The following is a 13,839-nucleotide window of genomic DNA, read 5'->3' as shown; positions in this document are numbered from 1 at the left end:
CCGGTCACTGACTAGCGGAGCGGCTGGCTGGGGAGGCCACGCCGTGCCCAAGCTTGGCGATACATCAGTTCGAGTTGATTGCCCGCCCGCCGGAAGACTTTCATTTGCTGAACAATGAGTCCTTGGAAGACTCGATAGGCGGCCAAAGCGACGATCGCCACGATCAAGCCAGTGGCTGTAGTGATCAAGGCTTCTCCGATCCCAGCGCTCACGCCAGCAGTCGAGGAACTGCCCAAATCACCAATCCGCAGGTTGCCGAGGGTTTGAATCAGACCCAAGACGGTTCCCAACAGTCCCAAGAGCGGCGAAATTGCGATCACTGCCTCTAGCAGCTTGTCGCCACGCCGCATGTTGGCAAGTTCTTCTTCAGCGGAGGCCTCTAGGGCAAGCCGGAAGAGCTCTGGATCGGGCTGCTGTAACTGCAACGGAGCCGCGAGGAAACGCCCGATCGGTGAATTCTTAGCCCGACTGGCAACTTCTGCCGCTAAGTCCCAATCTTGGTCAGCAGCATCCAAGACCCGATGGACGATCTGGCTCTCTTGCTTGAGGAGGGCGTACCAGAACCAAGCCCGCTCAAAGATGGTACCCAATGCCAAGATCGACAGGCCAGTCAGCGGCAGCATCGCAAGGCCGCCTTTTTGGAACAGCGTCAGAATATTCACGAGCGAGGCAGGGGGATGGGAATCATTTGACGATCAACCTAGCACGCAGATTCACCGCTGTTTGCATCGCCGATTACGAGCGATCGAGACAGCGCTAGACAGGTCGCCCATGGGGCATCGGTCTTAAAGGCTTGGGGTTGGGTGTGACTACCGGCTGCCGCAAAGCCTGCTGTTTGCAGCGATTGAATCAGCCGCGATCGCGCAGGAGGATCCTGTCGGCCACGCCGCCCGATTTCCCCGAGGGTGTAGCAGTAGGGCGGCAGGGTTGCTTCGGCTTGGAATTGCGCTAATAAGTCCGCGATCGCTGTCCAATTCCAGGCGATCGCTTGCTGCTGCAGGGATTGTAGATAGGTCACGTTATGCACGGGGCCAATCCAAAGCGGGCCTGTCAGAGCGAGAGGCTGTCCGTCCTCTGGGCATTGCAGAGCAGCCGGGCTGAGTTGTCGCCAAGGACGTACTTGGTATTGGCCGCAATAGTGGCAATAGCCGAGCCAGCCTTGTTGATTAACTTTGCCGGTGCTGGGCAGAAGACGAATCAATAGGCGAAAGGCTTGTCCAGAAAAATAGGAAAACAGTGGTTGAATCCCAAAGCCCCGCTGCCAAGCTTGCTGCTGTAGCGCCGCAATCAGGAGGCGCAGTCCTTGCTCAGGAATGCTGGGGTGGCTACGCGCCCAAACGCCGTAGGCACGAAAGGCCAAATCGCAATCGTGGCCGCTGAGCGATCGCCCATCAGTGGCCGTGAAATAAAGACAGCCACCGACTTTGACCGCATCCCATGCACTGGCTAGATGCTCGCTGGCGGTTCCGAAGGCATCGACATCAACAAAGTCATAGAACTGCTGCTGGGCAAAGGCTTCGGCAAAGAGACGACGAGCGGAATCACAGCGCAGATCGATGCGATCGCTCGCGATCGGGGCCAGATTCTGCTGGAGCAATGGTTGCAACTCTGGGTCGGCATCACTGACCACTAGGCGATCGACTTTGGCTTCCAGGGCATAGCGCAGGCTCCGCACCCCACAGCCTGCCATCGTTTCCAATAAGTTGAGCGATCCCAGACGCCGCCGCTCGATCGCAGCCGCCAAAACACCCAAATCCCGCGCTGGACGGGCTTGAGGGCGAAAAAAAGCAGTTTTCTGCTGAAATCGTGCAGCACCCTCTTGCTGCCAATCTGCTGCTGTGTCCATCTCTGGATCAAAGCATGGGGCGATCGCGACCTGCTATTCCCAAGAGGTAAGCCGCTCTTTCAGAGATTGTGTGGTTTTGGTGATTTGCAAGCGATGTCGCTCGAAGTTGGCGGCCAGACTAATCAGGACAATGCCAATCACTAACCCCGCCACCCATTTGGCAAAGGCATCACTCGTCATCCACAGGTTAGGTGATAGGCCCCAGTCAACACAAATGTGCTGGTGCCGACGTAGAGGAGGGCGCGAATTTGCAACCCCAACCCCAACAGCACCGTCAGGAGGCTGACCAGAATCGGCGTGAAACCAGTCTCACGGTAGAACAGCAACGCGGTCAGACAGATTAGACCGCTACCGAGGATGCGAATGAAATGGCGGAGCGATCGCGCCTGAGGTTTCACCAGAGCCGGATCTACTTGCGCGATGTAGAGGATGGACAAGCCAAGATGCATCGCTGGAATCAGGGGCTCATTGGTCACCAAATCCGATGAGAGCTTCCCGAAAATCCAATTGACGACCAACAAGCTGATGTAAGTCCAGCGGATCGCATCGTAGAGGAATGCCACTCGAACATAAAACAGACCAACAGCAATCAAACCCAGATAGGTACTGTTGAGAGCATCGGCCAGCAAAGCCACAATCGGCAGGCAAACAGCAACCCGATGCCAAGGAGCCGCCTGCCAGCCAAAGCGCGCCCAAGGGAACTGCAACATCGCTAGGCTCAGCAGCGCGATCAGCAAAACGCGAATGGGATCTAGCACTGCCAGCTCAGGCCAGAGCAAACGGAGTTGCACAGCACTGCCGATCGCTTCTAGGCAACCAACGTAGACCCAGAGCTGACTCCAGTGACTGGGCGATCGCTCAGGAGAGAACCGAGCTTGCAACCAGGCATAACTGGCCAACAGGAGACAAACGGCCAGATTCAGCGTTGACCCTACCGGTTGCGAAAACAGAAAGACAGGCAGCGTCAACAGTTGGATGAAGCTCGCCAGCCCCCAATGCAAGTGGGCCGCTAGCCGCCAGTTTGGGAGCGGGATGGCGTAGAAGCTAGGTGCCGATCGCGATCGCCAAGCAACAAGGCTGCGATAAACAATCGCGATCGCAATGCCCAAGAGCGAGAGCAGGAGCAGACCATCGATTGGATTTCCGCCTTGGCTTTGCAACAGGGCATAGATCAGAAGCTCGTAGAGTCCGCAGGAAATCAGCACAAAACCCAGTAGCCGCAGCAGCCTCGAGCTCCAATGACGGGCCTGCCGTTGGATTTCTTGACGATGCTGAGTGAAGATCACTGTTGCCGCCAGTAATTCAGTGGCACCGCTGTAGGCATTAAAGAGCCCAAGTCGCCAGACTAATCCGAGGCCAACGGCCAGCAGGGGCAACCAACGCACCAGACTTATGCGGCTGAAGCGAGGGGGCAGGAACGGGATCGATCCAACACTGACCCCCGCCAGCAGTAGGTTGGCGATTGCGAGGGACCAAGCAACCTCAGAGCCAGAGCTGACCAAGGACTGCGCCGTAGCGGCAATCGCCCATTGCGTCGTGACTGCCCAGAGAACCACACCCACGGACGTCGGTCGTCGCCAGTAGCGAGCGATCGTGACTGCACTCAAAATCCAAAAAGCCGTACTTGCCGCTGCAGAGGTTGCAGTCGCCACCAGACTGAATCGCCCCAGAACATAAAGCGGGAGGTAGCTGACCAGTAGGGCAATCGCGATCGCCAATCCCCAGCCAGCCGCCGCGCGACTGTAGATGCGCCCCAAAAGATTACGGAGACGCTGAACTTGAGTTCGCAGGAGCCAGAGCACCCCAACGGTGAATGCTCCGACTGTCCACCAGTGCTGGGCGATCGGCCAGCGCAGCAGGATTAGCCCTTCTAGGCAGAGCAGTAACCCCCCGTGATAGACCGCCTGCGGCAGAACAGGGAAAAACCTGACATTGGCGACCTGAATTAGGCTGGCCAGCAAGAATGCCAGCTGGAGCACCCGTAAGGGGTTGCTTGACTCCAGTGTGATGACCGCTGCCAGCAGACAGCCCAAGCCCAGCAAGAGACTGCTAGTCAACGCCAGCCGTCGTCGTCGCGATCGCGGTTTCGGGAAGCGTGCAGCCAGTCCCGTCCAGCCCAACGGCAAGAGGAACCAAAGCAGGACGATCGCCAGAGGCGTCTCAAAGTTGAGGCCTAACAGCAGGGCACTACTGACAGACAGCAGCAGCGCCCCGGCTTGAAATTGCCGCCACCAGTGCTGATGATGAGCAGAGCGGGGCCGCCAAGCCATCAGCCCCAGCTGGCTCAGGGCGATCGCTCCGGTGAAGACGCCCCAAGGCAAGAGGGTCGACCAATTAGTGAGTGTGCTGACCCAAAAGACGATCGCAATCAATCCCGTCCAATAGGTCAAGGTCAGCAGGCGCGGTCGCCATTGCGGCCGACTGCCGTAGGTGAATCCGGCCAGTAGTAGGGCGTCCGTCGTCCAAACCAGCGATCGCAGCCAAGGGTCAAACAGACTGAGCAACGCCAGCACTACACCCAGCCCAAAAGCCAGTTGTTCAGCAACTCGGGAAAGGCGGGACTGTTGCCAACGCCACCCCAAGCTCAGCGCAACTCCCAGCCAGATCAAGACGTAGGGCAGTAGCGTCAGGCTGTAGACCGTGAGGGGAATTTCGGGATCTTGCGCCACCATCAGAACAAATCCCTGTCGCCAAGTCTCAGGAATGACGGGTTCGAGCAGCAAGCAGCCCAGTAGTCCGATGCCAAACAGCACAATGAGTGTCCAACTACGACGAGTTAATTTCAGGCGTTGAACCAGACAGATTTCCGCGATCGCCGTGACACCCAAAGCCTGCCAAGCATCCCAGCCGATAGTGACCCACCAAGCCAGCAGAATCAGTCCTGCCCCCAGCCGCTCCAAGCTGTCTTTGCCCAATCCTGCTCGCCGGGGTTCGCTCCAGAGCAACCAGCCCAGCAGAGCGATCGCAATGCCCAAGCTAGAAATCGGCACCGATTCCGCTGCGATCGCCCTCAAAAGAATCACGCCGAGGGCAAATAGACTCCAGACTTGCCCTGACCGAGGTAATCCCTCACTACTCTTTCCAGCCCAGTTAGGTAGTAAGCCGAGACAGAGCAGCACAGCGCCATAAACCGCCCACTGTGCGGGCCAGACCGTTTGCCAACCCAGTTGACAGAGCAGCAGACCGATCAAACTCCAAAACAATGGGGGTGCATAATCACTTTGGCGATAGGTGCGATGGGCGATCGCTAGCAGAATCCCAGCAGCGAGAATGGCGAGTGCACTGGAAAGCAGGGCAAGCCCTGGGCCTTCACTACGAATGACCAAGCCATCGATCGCCCAGAAGTTGAAGGGCAAGAGCAACAGCGCAACGGCTTCGAGACTGGTGGCTGTCAGCGTCAGATTCGACTGTCGTGCCGCCCAGCGACTGCAACCCCAAAACAGCAGGGTGTAGCTCCACAGCACTAGGTATTGGGCGATCGCGGGAAAGTAAGTCCACTGGGTTGCGACTAAAACCCCAGACGAGAGCACAACGAGAAAAACGCCAAGGAAAAGGAGCCAGCGCACGCTGAGCTCATCAGCAAAGCTAGCCCAAACCCGTTGCCAGCGTGAAGGTTGCTTGGGGCGTGAGCGAGCTTGGGGAACCGGCTGCCGCACCGAAGCAGGGGTAATCGCAGCGACTGGGGCAACCTTGGGAACTGGCAGAGGACTGCTGAGGTAGCGCCGCGCCACCTGTAAAACCTGGTCATGATCAATTAATTGGAGCTGGAGCAGCGCGTCTAAACCCTCCAGAACCCGAGGATCATCTGGATCAACGCGAAGATCCAACGGAAGGGGTAGCATAGCGGGCGATCGCAACGGATTGCCCACGTCATCAACAGCCGTTTTGATTTGTGGCAGCAGCCTTAGGAAGGATTTACAAACGTCCAGTCTGAATCTCGACAAAGAGAACGGACCGCGATCACGTTTTGCCTATGCCAAGATCAGGCCAAGCAGGAGACCCCAACCATGGTGGCTGTTCCGCAGGCGCATCCTTTGTCAGTCGCTGAATATCTCCAGTTCGAAGCAGCGAGTGAGATCAAGCACGAATATCGGGCTGGTGAAGTCTACGCGATGGCCGATATCACCGACGTTCACAACACAATTGTCGGCAATTGGGTCGCCTTGATTCGGAGTCATGTTTGCGGTAGCAGCGATCGGGTCTACTGCTCAGCCATGCAAGTTTGGTTACAGCAGGCTAACTGCATCTACTACCCCGATCTGTTGGTGACCTGTGATCCTCGCGATCAAGAGACAGTCAACTACAAACGTTTTCCGAAATTGATTGTCGAAGTGCTGTCGCCTAGTACCGAAGCCTTCGATCGCGGCGATAAATTTGCTGATTATCAAACGCTTGAAACGCTAGAGGAATATGTTCTGATTAGCACCAGCCGCCAGCGGGTGGACTGCTTCCGGCGGAGCCTCGAGGGAGTCTGGACGTTGCAGTTCTATTTACCGAACGCTGAAGTTTTGCCTCTGCGGAGTATTGGCCTGGAAGTGCGGCTGAGCGATCTCTATGAAGATGTGACGCTGCCTGCACCTCCGTCGATCCCTGAGTCATTGGAAGGATCGAGATGAGTTTGCGATCGCTGACGGTGGCGACTAGCCAAGACTGGATCTGGCGGGGCTTACGGGTTCGCTATGCTTTCCGGCGATCGCCCCAGCCAACGGGCGCGGTACCCGTGATTTTCCTGCACGGCTTTGGAGCGGGTTGGCGGCACTGGCGTGACAACATTCCAGCGCTGGCAGAGGAGCGCGACGTCTACGCGATCGATCTGGTCGGCTTTGGGGACTCCGAAAAGGGCTATTTGCACTACGGCCCTGCTTTCTGGTCGGAGCTGGTGCGGGATTTTTGCCAGCAGTTTGTGGGCAGCGCCGCTGTTTTAATCGGCAATTCTCTCGGTTCCGTAGTGGCGATGGTGACGGCGCATCGCTTTCCCGAGCAAGTTCATGGCTTAATTCTGCTGAATCTGCCAGATACCAGCCTGCTGCGATCGCCTGCTGCTCACGATCGCTTCAAGAGCCTCCGGCAAGCACTGCTCTGGGCACTGACCCCACCCTGGCTGATCGAGCCTTTGCTGCTCTGGTTGCGATCGCCCAAACGACTCAAACCTTGGTTGGCGTTGGCCTACAGCGATCGCGATCGCATTGATGCAGATTTACTCGATCTGATTGCCCGTCCAGCGCGATCGGAGGAGGCAGGCCCAGCCTTGCGGGCGATGACTCGCTTCAATGCAGAAGTTCCCCGCGACTGGCGGGCCGATCGCGTCTTGCCGCAGTTGAGTCAGCCGATTTTGTTGATCTGGGGGGAGAGCGATCGCCTCGTGCCCTTCAGTTTGGCGAAGCGTTGTCAGCAGCTCAATCCCCAACTGGATTGGTTGCCAATGCCTGCCACAGGCCATTGTCCCCACGACGATCGACCGGCTTTCGTCAATCAAAGCCTCAACAATTGGTTATCGCAGCACGACCCAGGCGACGTTAAGATCAAGGCTTAGCTTGCTGCCTGTCCCCATGAAGCGCACCCTCTCAGTGTTGGTTGAAGACGAAGCGGGCGTCCTGACTCGCATTGCCGGGTTATTTGCCCGTCGGAGCTTCAACATCGAAAGTCTGGCCGTCGGCCCCGCTGAGCAGGTCGGCATCTCGCGGATCACGATGGTGGTACAGGGCGACGATCGCGAAATTGAGCAAATCACCAAGCAGCTCTACAAGCTGATCAACGTGCTCAAGGTTCAGGACATTTCGGAAGTGCCCTGTGTTGAACGCGAGCTGATGCTGATTAAGGTCAATGCCAACAGCAGCAATCGCTCGGAAATTTTGGAGCTGGTGCAAATCTTCCGCGCCCGCGTTGTCGATGTGGCTGAAGACTCACTGATCGTTGAAGTTGTGGGCGACCCCGGCAAGATGGTCGCGATCGTGCAGGTGCTGCAACGCTTCGGCATCCGGGAAATTTCACGCACCGGCAAGGTGGCACTGACCCGTGAATCCGGCGTCAACACGGAGTTTCTCAAAGCTTTGGAAGCGCGGGTCTAGAGCGTGGACGATCGCCTCTATGCGCCCGCAACCGAACGGAATCGGGATGCGATTCTTGCTGTCTTGAAGGATGAGTTGCGATCGCCCGGTACGGTTTTAGAGATTGCCAGCGGGACGGGTGAGCATGGGGCTTATTTTGCACCGCAATTGCCGGATTATTTTTGGCAACCCAGCGATCCCAACGAGGAAAGTCGTCGCAGCATTGCTGCTTGGCGATCGCACGTCAATGCTCCTAACTTGGGTGAGGCGATCGCGATCGATGTCACTCGGTCTGACTGGGTTGAATCTGTGCCTGAATTCCCGCAGCCAGTTGTCGCGATCGCGGCCATTAATCTGATCCACATCTCGCCGTGGGAAGCCACGCTGGGGTTATTTGCCGGTGCAAAGCAATTACTTTCAGTCGACGGCTTGATCTATCTCTACGGCGCTTACAAGCGGGGCGGTCAACATACGGCACCGAGTAATGAAGCTTTTGATGCTTCCTTACAAGCTCGCAATCCAGCTTGGGGTGCGCGTAATCTTGAGGATGTGACTGCTGTTGCTGAAGCTGAGCAATTTCGTCTCGATCGCATTGTCGAAATGCCTAGCAATAATCTCTCGGTTTGTTTTCGCGCGATCGCCTGATCTCTGACTGATTAGAGCGATCGCTACGTCTACAGGGCTGTCCTTAGGATTGTTGCTCATACTCGCCCCAAACCTTGGCGATTTGGGCATCGCGACCGCAGCGGGCTCGATAGTATTTATAGAGCAGAGCTTGTTTTTGATAGTAGTTCTGGTGATAGTTCTCAGCTTCCCAGAATTCTTTCGCTGGTTGGATTTTCGTTTGAATCGGTTGGCCAAGTTCTTGAGCTGCGGCTGCGATCGCAGCTTCCGCAATCGGCTGTTGCTCTGGTGTCACGAAAATTGCCGATCGATATTGATCGCCGCGATCGCAGAATTGACCGCCACCATCGAGCGGATCGATGTGTTGCAGGAAGTAACTGACAAGCTGGTCATAGCTGACTTGATCGGGATCGTAGATGATTTTGACCGACTCGTAATGCCCCGTTTTACCTGCAGAAACCTGTTTATAAGTCGGTTTTTTTACAGTGCCGCCGCTGTAGCCCGAAATCGTTTCAGTGACACCAGTAACTTTGTCGAAATCAGCCTCGACACACCAGAAGCAACCACCGGCAAAAATGGCTTCTGCAGTGGCAGCCCATGCAGCGGTATTCGGGAACCAAAAGCTGGCGATCAGCAGCCCCAAAACTAACAGCCGTTTCATCGTGACTCGACTCTCCCAGAACTTTTAAGCTGCTGATCTAACTTCAGAATCGTGATCGCTAGAACGTGCCTTGCAGTGCCGAGACACAGCGATCGCAAAGATCGGGATGCTCAGAACTCTGGCCAACAGTGGTCGAATAGTTCCAGCAGCGATCGCATTTTTGCCCTTCGGCATCAACCACCGCGATCGCCCAATCTTCCGTCTGAGCGTGATACTTCGCCTCGGTTAAGCCCGTGGGTTGATCACGCAATTCCACTTGCGATACCAAGAAGAGATAGCGCAGATCATCGACCGCCGTTCCCGAGAGACTGTCAGCCGGATTGCGATCGGCCAAGGCAGCCCGCCAATCCGAATCTGCCACCCACAGCTGGAGTTTCGCTTCTAGGGAAGATCCGATCGCCTGATCGCGTCGGGCTTGCTCCAACACCTTGTTGACTTCACTCCGCAGGTCGCGCAGTTGTTGCCACTTGGCCGCAAGTTCTGGTTGATTCCAGTCATCCTGAAGCTGAACCCAACCGGCTTGGAAAACTGATTTTGTCCGAGCTGGATAGGGCAAGCTTTGCCAAATGTCCTCGGCCATGTGCGAGAGCACAGGCGCGATCGCAGTCGCTAACGCTTCCACACAAATTGCCAGTACCGTTTGGCAACTGCGCCGCCGCAGACTATCCGGCGCACTGATGTAGAGGCGATCCTTGCCGATGTCTAAATAGAAGTTAGACAGATCAACGACACAGAAGTTCTGAACCGTCTGGAAGAATCGGAAAAACTGGAAGCTCTCAAAAGCATCTTGAATTTCAAGAATAACTTCGCGCAGTCGATGCAGGAGATAGCGATCGAGTTCCGGTAGTTTTTCCCAAGGCAGCGCATCTTTAGCCGGATCAAAGTCGTGCAGATTACCTAACAAGAATCGTGCCGTATTGCGAATCTTACGGTAGACATCCGCCATCTGCTTGAGGATGTTTTTGCCAATCGGCACATCGGAGGAATAGTCAACCGATGACACCCAAAGACGCAACACATCAGCACCGTAGGGCGGCTCCTGTTTTTGATCCTTGCCACCGTTAATTACGATCGCAGGGTCAACCACATTGCCCAGCGATTTGCTCATCTTCCGACCCTTTTCATCCAGCGCGAAGCCATGGGTCAAGACGCGCCGATAGGGCGCATGGCCGTTGCAAGCCACGCTGGTCAGCAGACTGGATTGGAACCAGCCGCGATGCTGATCCGATCCTTCCAGATAGAGATCGGCAGGGTAGTGCAAGCCTTCGCGCTGCGAGGCAACCGCCGCCCACGAGGAACCGGAGTCAAACCAGACATCCATTGTGTCGGTGCCTTTGCGATAGCGCCGGCCATTGCTGCGGTAGGGCTCAGGCAGCAGGTCAGCAACGTCGAGTTCCCACCAAGCATCGGAGCCGCGTTCTGCCACGATCGCGCGCACATGGGCGATTGTCTCGGCATTCAGCAGTGCTTCGCCGCTTTCTTCATCGTAGAAAACAGGAATCGGCACACCCCAGGTCCGCTGCCGCGAGATGCACCAATCACTACGCTCACTGACCATTGAGGTGATTCGGTTTTCGCCCTGCGCCGGAATCCAGTCCACTTCAGCGATCGCCTGCAGAGCCTGCTCGCGGAAGCCTTCCACCGAGGCAAACCACTGCTCGGTCGCACGGAAAATCGTCGGCTTTTTGGTGCGCCAATCGTAGGGATAGCGGTGGGCGTAGCTCTCTTCCTTCAGCAGCGCGCCGACTTCGGTCAGCCACTCGATGACCGCTGCATTGGCATCCTTGAGGACATTTTTGCCCACGAGGCGATCGCCCACAGCCGCCGTAAAGTCGCCCTTGTCATCAACAGGGCAGAAGACCTCCAGCCCGTAACGGTTGCCGACGATAAAGTCATCCTGACCATGGCCGGGTGCCGTATGTACCAAGCCGGTACCGGATTCGGTCGTGATGTAGTCGCCGCCAATCACCACGGGACTTTCGCGATCGTAGAGCGGGTGGCGATAGCGGCTATGTTCCAGAACCGATCCCGGGAAGGTCGCCAGAACAGTTAGCTCGGTGGCAAAGGTCTTGCTCAGACTCTCCGCCAGTTCCGCAGCCACAATCAAATGGCAATCGCCCGCTTGCACCACCGCGTAGGTCAGCTCACCATTGACCGCCACGGCGAGGTTGGCCGGAATTGTCCAAGGTGTCGTCGTCCAGATCGCCAGCGCCAGATTGGCGTAATTCCCCAGCAACGGCTGCGCCGCTTCTGAGAGCTGCACGATCGGCATCGCCACGTAGATGCTGCGCGAGGTGTGGCCGTCTGGATATTCCAGCTCAGCTTCCGCCAGCGCCGTGCGTGAACTGGGGCTCCAATGGACGGGCTTGAGGCCGCGATAGATGTAGCCCTTCAGGACCATCTGTCCAAAGACATCAATTTGTGCCGCTTCGTATTCCGGCGTCAGCGTCAAATAGGGCGCATCCCAATCGGCCCAAACGCCGTAGCGCTGAAAACTTTGGCTTTGTTGCTCCACTTGCGCCAAGGCGTAGGCCTTAGCCTTTTGCCGCAGCGTCAAAGGTGTGAGATTGCGACGCTCCTCCGAAGACAGCTCCTGCAAGACTTTCAGCTCGATCGGCAGGCCGTGGCAGTCCCAACCCGGCACGTAGCGCACCTTCCGCCCTTGTAGCAGTTGGTACTTGTTGATGATGTCCTTCAGGGTTTTGTTGAGGGCGTGTCCCATGTGCAGCGCCCCGTTGGCGTAGGGCGGGCCATCGTGCAGCACAAACGGTGCGCCCGGATTCTGTCGAGACAGGGTTTCGTAAATCTGCCGATCGGCCCAGAACTGCTGAATTTCTGGCTCCCGCACCGGCGCGTTGGCGCGCATGTTGAACGGTGTTTGGAGCAGATTGAGGGTGTCTTTGTAGGCAGAAACTTCAGCCACGCTGGAATCCGGGGTCGACGGGCAGTCATCCCATTATCCTTGACAGACTCCTAGCGCTTCAACTGAGGGCACTAAGACAAGCCCAAACGTTCGGCTAGATCAGGGTCAGGATTGCGCAATTCATCCAGACTGCCGATAATCACCGGCTGCAATTCCACAGGTGTAGCAGACACCTCAGGATCCACAACGATCGCAACGGCTTCCACATCAGGCTTGACCACATCCGGCGCGATCGCCTCTTCCTCCCGTTCAGCAGCAGGACTGTCCTCAACTACAACGATCGCTTCGGACTCAGCTTCCGTCACCGCCTCAGGTGTGGGCTCTGATTCAGGACCGTCTGCCCTCTCAGACGCGATCTCGGCTGCCTCTGCCGTTTCGACAATCGCTTCGACTGGGCTGAGAGAGCTCTCTGCCGTCGCCGCTTCTGCCTCAGGGGCGCTCGCTGTTGCGACTGGAGCTTCTACATCCGCAACCGCTTCGGTGACTTCCTCGCGATCGACCTCTAGCTGGTCTGAGACTTCAGGGGTTGCGATCGCTGCCGGTTCAGTCTCAACAACTTCAGTCGTGACTTCTAGCGCAGGTTCACTGGCCTCTACCGATTCTTCTACTGCCACTTCGACCACTGCCTCAGCAGCTTGTGCTTCAACGAAGTCTTCAACAACCTCAGTGGACTGCTCGATCGTCTCTGTAACTGCTGTTTCAACAGATTCCACAGCAACAGAAGTTTCTTCGATCGCCGTGTCTGCAACTGGCTCTACCACTTCTGTGACTGATTCGGTGACCGTTTCAGCGACTTCGCTAACTTCAGCGATAGTTTCCTCGACTCCCTCGGTCAGGTCAGTCGCGGCATCCACAACTGGTTCAGTGACCGCTGCGATCGCTGATTCCACTTGATCCGTTACCGTCTCGACAGCTTCCGTTACGACTTCAGCAATGGCTTGTTGGGTCGTGGCCGCTGCGATCGCGACTTCTGTTTGCTCTGCAGGTTCGGTGACAACTGGTTCTTGCAGTTCTGCAACGGCTTCCTCAGTGACAGGAGCAGCCGGAGTTGACTCTTCAGGGCGGACAAATTTTTTGCCGTGAGTCTTACGGCCTTGAAGACGATTGCGCAGTCCACCAAGCAGCCCAGGGCCCGAACTGGCTGAGGTTTCACGGCTGGGTGTGGACCAAACCGCTTTCCAATCTAATTTCTGAAAACGCTGCCAACCTTGCTGCCAGAGTAAGCCCTGTTGCCAAGCCGCTTGATCTTCAGGACTGAGTGCCAACCAGCGGCTTTGGATCGCTTGCTGACCCAACCACCCCAAGAGTGCGATCGCGGCAATTTGACTCAGCAACAGCGCCCCGCGAAATTGGCTGTGAGCATTCCAGAGGATCAGGGCGTACAGACCCGCAACGCCGCTCCAAATCAAGTCACTGCGACGGGTCAAGGGCGGCAAGAGCACTGCAGCCAAAAACAGTCCCAGAGCTGCGATCGCCACCGCGATCGCCAGTAGCAGCGCCAGCATCGTCTTCCTCTCCTGCGAGTCTGCAACCTATTGTCAGGGACAGATGGAAATTCGCTGGTCACAGCGATCGCTCTGGCCTCGTGCTAGGATAGCCTCCGGTTCGCGGACGTGGCGGAATTGGCAGACGCGCCAGATTTAGGTTCTGGTACCGCAAGGTGTGAAGGTTCAAGTCCTTTCGTCCGCATCCTCAAAATTGCTCAAAACTGATAGATTCTTCTAGCGATTGCGCCCAA

11 protein-coding genes and 1 tRNA gene are annotated in these 13,839 nt (G+C 56.7%); 5 read left to right on the top strand and 7 right to left on the bottom strand.

Going from position 1 to position 13,839, the window contains the following annotated elements; translation table 11 throughout:
- Positions 1–11 precede the first annotated feature (11 nt).
- Genes SYC_RS08925 through SYC_RS08915 form a run of 4 tightly spaced genes read right to left on the bottom strand, consistent with a single transcriptional unit; the run spans position 12 to position 5,688 of the window.
- Complete coding sequence (locus SYC_RS08925; protein WP_011243987.1) at positions 12–662, bottom strand: MotA/TolQ/ExbB proton channel family protein; 651 nt, start codon at positions 660–662, stop codon at positions 12–14.
- A 38-nt stretch (positions 663–700) separates the two neighbouring features.
- Positions 701–1,846 (bottom strand): SAM-dependent methyltransferase, encoded by a 1,146-nt coding sequence (locus tag SYC_RS08920; RefSeq protein WP_011243986.1) that lies wholly within the window; start codon positions 1,844–1,846, stop codon positions 701–703.
- Positions 1,847–1,879: 33 nt separating this feature from the next.
- Positions 1,880–2,026 (bottom strand): hypothetical protein, encoded by a 147-nt coding sequence (locus SYC_RS13840; RefSeq protein WP_155813912.1) that lies wholly within the window; start codon positions 2,024–2,026, stop codon positions 1,880–1,882.
- Positions 2,023–5,688 carry a hypothetical protein gene (locus SYC_RS08915; protein WP_162010029.1) on the bottom strand — a complete coding sequence of 1,222 codons (3,666 nt, stop codon included), beginning with the start codon at positions 5,686–5,688 and terminating at the stop codon, positions 2,023–2,025. The genes SYC_RS13840 and SYC_RS08915 overlap by 4 nt, the downstream gene beginning before the upstream one ends.
- Positions 5,689–5,853: 165 nt before the next feature.
- Here SYC_RS08915 and SYC_RS08910 point away from each other — a divergent pair, with 165 nt between their 5' ends.
- Genes SYC_RS08910 through SYC_RS08895 form a run of 4 tightly spaced genes read left to right on the top strand, consistent with a single transcriptional unit; the run spans position 5,854 to position 8,538 of the window.
- A complete protein-coding gene (locus tag SYC_RS08910; RefSeq protein ID WP_011243984.1) occupies positions 5,854–6,462 on the top strand; it encodes a Uma2 family endonuclease in 609 nt (202 codons plus the stop codon).
- Positions 6,459–7,379, top strand: a complete 921-nt coding sequence (locus SYC_RS08905) for an alpha/beta fold hydrolase (RefSeq protein WP_011243983.1) — start codon at positions 6,459–6,461, stop codon at positions 7,377–7,379. The genes SYC_RS08910 and SYC_RS08905 overlap by 4 nt, the downstream gene beginning before the upstream one ends.
- Positions 7,380–7,395: 16 nt before the next feature.
- Positions 7,396–7,914, top strand: a complete 519-nt coding sequence (gene ilvN, locus SYC_RS08900) for an acetolactate synthase small subunit (protein ID WP_011243982.1) — start codon at positions 7,396–7,398, stop codon at positions 7,912–7,914.
- Between the two features lie 3 nt (positions 7,915–7,917).
- Entirely contained in the window at positions 7,918–8,538 is a 621-nt protein-coding gene (locus SYC_RS08895) for a DUF938 domain-containing protein (protein WP_011243981.1), read from the top strand.
- A 43-nt stretch (positions 8,539–8,581) separates the two neighbouring features.
- On the opposite strand, the gene msrA is transcribed toward SYC_RS08895, so the two are convergent.
- The 3 genes from msrA to SYC_RS08880 all read right to left on the bottom strand — a co-directional run bounded on the left by msrA (position 8,582) and on the right by SYC_RS08880 (position 13,606).
- Positions 8,582–9,178, bottom strand: a complete 597-nt coding sequence (gene msrA, locus SYC_RS08890) for a peptide-methionine (S)-S-oxide reductase MsrA (protein ID WP_011243980.1) — start codon at positions 9,176–9,178, stop codon at positions 8,582–8,584.
- A 58-nt stretch (positions 9,179–9,236) separates the two neighbouring features.
- Positions 9,237–12,101 carry an isoleucine--tRNA ligase gene (gene ileS, locus SYC_RS08885; protein WP_011243979.1) on the bottom strand — a complete coding sequence of 955 codons (2,865 nt, stop codon included), beginning with the start codon at positions 12,099–12,101 and terminating at the stop codon, positions 9,237–9,239.
- Between the two features lie 71 nt (positions 12,102–12,172).
- Positions 12,173–13,606, bottom strand: a complete 1,434-nt coding sequence (locus SYC_RS08880) for a Ycf66 family protein (RefSeq protein WP_011243978.1) — start codon at positions 13,604–13,606, stop codon at positions 12,173–12,175.
- 102 nt (positions 13,607–13,708) lie between these two features.
- Here SYC_RS08880 and SYC_RS08875 point away from each other — a divergent pair.
- Positions 13,709–13,790 (top strand) — tRNA-Leu (locus SYC_RS08875).
- Positions 13,791–13,839: the final 49 nt, after the last annotated feature.

It is taken from the genome of Synechococcus elongatus PCC 6301, assembly GCF_000010065.1.
GTDB classification, from domain to species: Bacteria; Cyanobacteriota; Cyanobacteriia; order Synechococcales; family Synechococcaceae; genus Synechococcus; species Synechococcus elongatus.
This window is presented reverse-complemented; position numbering and strand designations above follow the sequence as displayed.

Excerpts from the sequence above, each read along its gene's own strand:
- SYC_RS08920 (WP_011243986.1), bottom strand. The coding sequence starts at position 1,846 with ATGGACACAGCAGCAGATTGGCAGCAAGAGGGTGCTGCACGATTTCAG.
- SYC_RS13840 (WP_155813912.1), bottom strand. The coding sequence starts at position 2,026 with ATGACGAGTGATGCCTTTGCCAAATGGGTGGCGGGGTTAGTGATTGGC.
- SYC_RS08915 (WP_162010029.1), bottom strand. The coding sequence starts at position 5,688 with ATGCTACCCCTTCCGTTGGATCTTCGCGTTGATCCAGATGATCCTCGG.
- SYC_RS08910 (WP_011243984.1), top strand. The coding sequence starts at position 5,854 with ATGGTGGCTGTTCCGCAGGCGCATCCTTTGTCAGTCGCTGAATATCTC.
- SYC_RS08905 (WP_011243983.1), top strand. The coding sequence starts at position 6,459 with ATGAGTTTGCGATCGCTGACGGTGGCGACTAGCCAAGACTGGATCTGG.
- ilvN (WP_011243982.1), top strand. The coding sequence starts at position 7,396 with ATGAAGCGCACCCTCTCAGTGTTGGTTGAAGACGAAGCGGGCGTCCTG.
- msrA (WP_011243980.1), bottom strand. The coding sequence starts at position 9,178 with ATGAAACGGCTGTTAGTTTTGGGGCTGCTGATCGCCAGCTTTTGGTTC.
- SYC_RS08880 (WP_011243978.1), bottom strand. The coding sequence starts at position 13,606 with ATGCTGGCGCTGCTACTGGCGATCGCGGTGGCGATCGCAGCTCTGGGA.